2 protein-coding genes are annotated in these 3,809 nt (G+C 31.6%); both read left to right on the top strand.

The genetic code is table 11. The features are described 5' to 3' along the window. Positions 1-1,162 precede the first annotated feature (1,162 nt). Positions 1,163-2,185: a hypothetical protein gene (locus ACJMMI_RS00040; protein WP_405352315.1), complete on the top strand. Its 1,023-nt coding sequence runs from the start codon at positions 1,163-1,165 to the stop codon at positions 2,183-2,185. 507 nt (positions 2,186-2,692) lie between these two features. Beyond that, the coding region (locus ACJMMI_RS00035; RefSeq protein WP_405352313.1) for a hypothetical protein at positions 2,693-3,809 on the top strand (1,117 nt) is incomplete at its 3' end.

Below are 3,809 nucleotides of genomic sequence, written 5' to 3'. Positions count from 1 at the left end.
TCTTTCCTTTGGTTCATATTTCTACCTCCTGAGGAAAGTATACTCTCCTCAGGAGTGATCTGCCAAAATTGTACATTTTGAGTTGGCGATTTTGTGCATTTTCAGTTTAGCATTTATACAAATTATTAAAATCCGACTTTTTTACACAAAAGTAAAAAGTGCGATACAATGAAATCATAAAAGAGTAAAGCAAAAATCAAACAGAAAGAAGTGTAATAAAATGAAAGTTGATGAACTATACAAATTATCGCTGGATAACAATTATACCGATTAACGAAAAGATTTTGCTAAAATATATTTTTGGCTAACTTTTTTGAAACAGGCTTTAAAAGAAATAAAGCGGAAACAATAAAATTTATTCAGTCGGTAGTTGACGAAGGCTATTTTACAAGAGAAGAATTGTCTAATTAAGCATTAAATGTGCGTGACTTATATTTTACAAGAGCTATTAAAGAAGCACTTTTGACATTAACTAGTAAAGCAATATGCACAAACGAAGAAGCAAAGAATATGTTTCTGAGTTATATAATAAAGGTGTTTCTAAAGGCAGTGCCTATCTTGAAAAAGTTTGCAATAACTGAAAACAACAAAATTATGATATAAGCAAAATCAGCAAGAATTTTTCCAAATAGAAATGATGGTTTTCATTGTATTTACATAATAATGATTTTGCTTTTTTATGACCGCAGTTCGTCATCTCAAAAAGCAGGAGTAGCTTATGCGGTTAAAATGCAAGTTGATAATATGAGTAGTATTATCCATAACCGAATTCTGAAAACTACAGGTGTTTTATCATTTCAGACTTTGATAACGGACGGGCAGATATGATGTTGTCGGTAGAATGTTTCAGAAGCACTGTAATAAACGAAGAATGGTAATAACATTCAAAAAGAAAAATAATAAAAAATGAGTAATATTAATGCAATTATTTACTGATAGCTAATTTCTCAATTATCCTTTAAGAATAATATAGCAGAAAACTGTGATGAAAAAAGATATACAAACATCAGCATATGTATTTGTACAAATATACAAAAATTATTAACAGTTTAATAAAATGTTGAATAATGTCACAGGATATGGTAATATGATAATGTAAGTTGAACATATTTCACATTTTGGAACTATGATAGCTTAATACAATCAACGAGGAAGAATAAATATGAGGAAAACACAAGTAACTAAAAGAACTCTCGCAGTTACGCTTTCGGCACTTATAGCAACAATGTTACCATTACAAGTGCTTGCAACAAATCTACCTGAGGAGAATGCAGTATATTCATCTTTTGATAATGTGCAGGGAAATGATGAAAAAATACCGAATATAGTAACGGAATTAATAACTGACCGCACAGAAAACTCAAAAGTATTTTTGCTTGAAGATGGTTCAAAGATGATAGCAGAGTATAATCAACCCGTACATTACAAAGACAGTGATGATGTATGGGTTGAATATAATAATAGTTTGATTTCTGAAAACTCATCAGCTACTATTGATGAAGCAGATATAGATTATTCTAATAAAAGTAGCAATATTGACATAAAACTATCCAACAAGGTTAAAACTAAAAATATGATAGAGATTTCTCAAAACGGTTATTCAATTAGTTGGGGGTATGATAATGCAAATAAAAGCAAAATAAAAGCTATTACCAACAACGATAATTTTGTTGGTAATGATAGATTTACTAATGTTAAAAATATAGCATCAGAGGTTATCTATGAGAATGTATATAATAATATAGATCTTCAATATTTTGTAACAAGTACAGGAGTTAAAGAAAATATTATACTCCATAACGCTGATGCACAAAATGAATTTAATATTACATATCAACTTAAGCATTTGACTCCAAAACAATCTGATGAACATACAATCACTTTATACAACGGTGATAATGAACCCGTGTATAGTATTATAGCTCCATTTATGACTGACAACAACGGAGAATCAAGTGTACAGCTTCAAATGAAAATTGTTAGTCTGAATGGTGCAAATATGAAAGTAAAACTTATCGCAGACTATGATTTTATACATTCTGCAAATAGAAGTTTCCCTATTACTATTGATCCGGAAATTACAAATAAGTTTTCAAGCGAATTGTATTTAGATGAGGTTTATGGAAACAGCGCACTTAACCATGGTCCGTATTATCTTTCAAACGATCATTATATTTTTGCATAATTATCTGAATTACCTGAACTTGATGAAGGAGAAAAAATAATAAGTGCAAAATATAATTTTGAGATAAAAAACGGTAGTTCTTTATTCGCAAATGAAACGGATAGCCCTATAATAATTAATGCACATAAGCTTAACGGAGTTGAAAATGGCATTGTTTCTTATGATTCTGACATTTTAGACTATGATTCTATATCATACAATGATAACAGTAAATTTACATTTGACCTTACAAAACTTACTAAAGAATGGTATGATAACGGAGATAATGTTGATGGCTTTGTAATTGAGGGACTTGATACAGCAGAATCAAGGATTGCAAATATAAAAGAAGCAACAAGAACATCTGCCACACCTTCAATAACAATAATTTACAAGGATTTTTCAGGTACTGAAAGTAATTTTTCATACCATACAATCCCAGCCGGCTATAATGCTCAGGCAAAGGTTTCAGATTATCTTGGTAATCTTGTTATTTCTCAAAAATTATATGAAGGTACAGGTGCAAGAATGCCTGTTACTATATCAGCAACATATAACAGCATAAAAAATAGTGATACCAGTGGCTGTGGTTGGCGATTCTCTTTCGAGCAGTGTATAAAAGAGTCAAATTCAACTCTTGCAAATGCGGGATATAACTATATATACATTGATACAGAAGGTACAAAGCATTATCTAAAAAAGCACAGCGAGGAAGAAAAATGGAGCGATGAGGACGGTCTGGGTATAACCCTTTCAATAAACGAAAGCAATATAGTTGTTGAAACTGAATTAAAAACACAGACATATGAGCTTGTTTCAGCAGGTGGAAAACTGTTGACCGAAACGGATAAAAACGGAAATACAATTACATATTCATATTCCGATGGCTATTTGCAATCAATTACAGATGGGTCTGGAAGAGTTATTCAACTTAGTTACAGCGGTAAACCGGACGGTTCAAAGCGAGTTAATCAACTCACACTTCCGGATAACGAAAGAATTTCAATACTGTACAATTCATCTTCTGTTGATACAATAAGCGGTGTCGTTTTTCCAAATGCTTTGGCATCAACTTATCGCTATGACAACAATAATAAACTAAATAATATACAGCTTGAAAATCGTTCCAATAGTCCAAGCACTGTTATCAGCAAGAATCTTTTTACCTATAACGCAAAGGGTCAGATTACAAAAATAACTGAGTATGGTAAAAGCAATTCGGAAGGGCAATATCTTAATATTACCTACAGCAATGATAATACTACAACTTTTGAAGATCGTAAAGGATTAAAGACAACATATACCTTTGACAATAAAGGTGTTTTGATGTCGGTATTGAATGCAAACGGATATCTTGAAAGCAACTACACTTCAGGACTTTCAAATGCAGGCGGAGCAGACTCTTTCACAAAGAATCTTTTGACAGAAACATATGAGTTTGATATAATAGGCTCAAATAGTTATTACAGAAAATCAAACGGAAATATAAACGGAGTACAAAGTACAGGCGGCATTTGTGAGATTGATTCTTCAAATCCTACCGTTGAGAACGGAAATGTTCAGTATTTTGGTTCTAATTCAATAAAAATCAGCAATCCGCGTTCAGAGAATAATTCTTCTTTCTACACTTCTGCTTGGCACAATA

The sequence above is a fragment of the Ruminococcus sp. genome, assembly GCF_045129435.1.
In the GTDB taxonomy this organism is placed as follows: Bacteria; Bacillota; Clostridia; order Oscillospirales; family Acutalibacteraceae; genus Ruminococcoides.
Note: the sequence above shows the minus strand (reverse complement) of the source record. Positions and strands in the feature narration are given on the sequence as shown.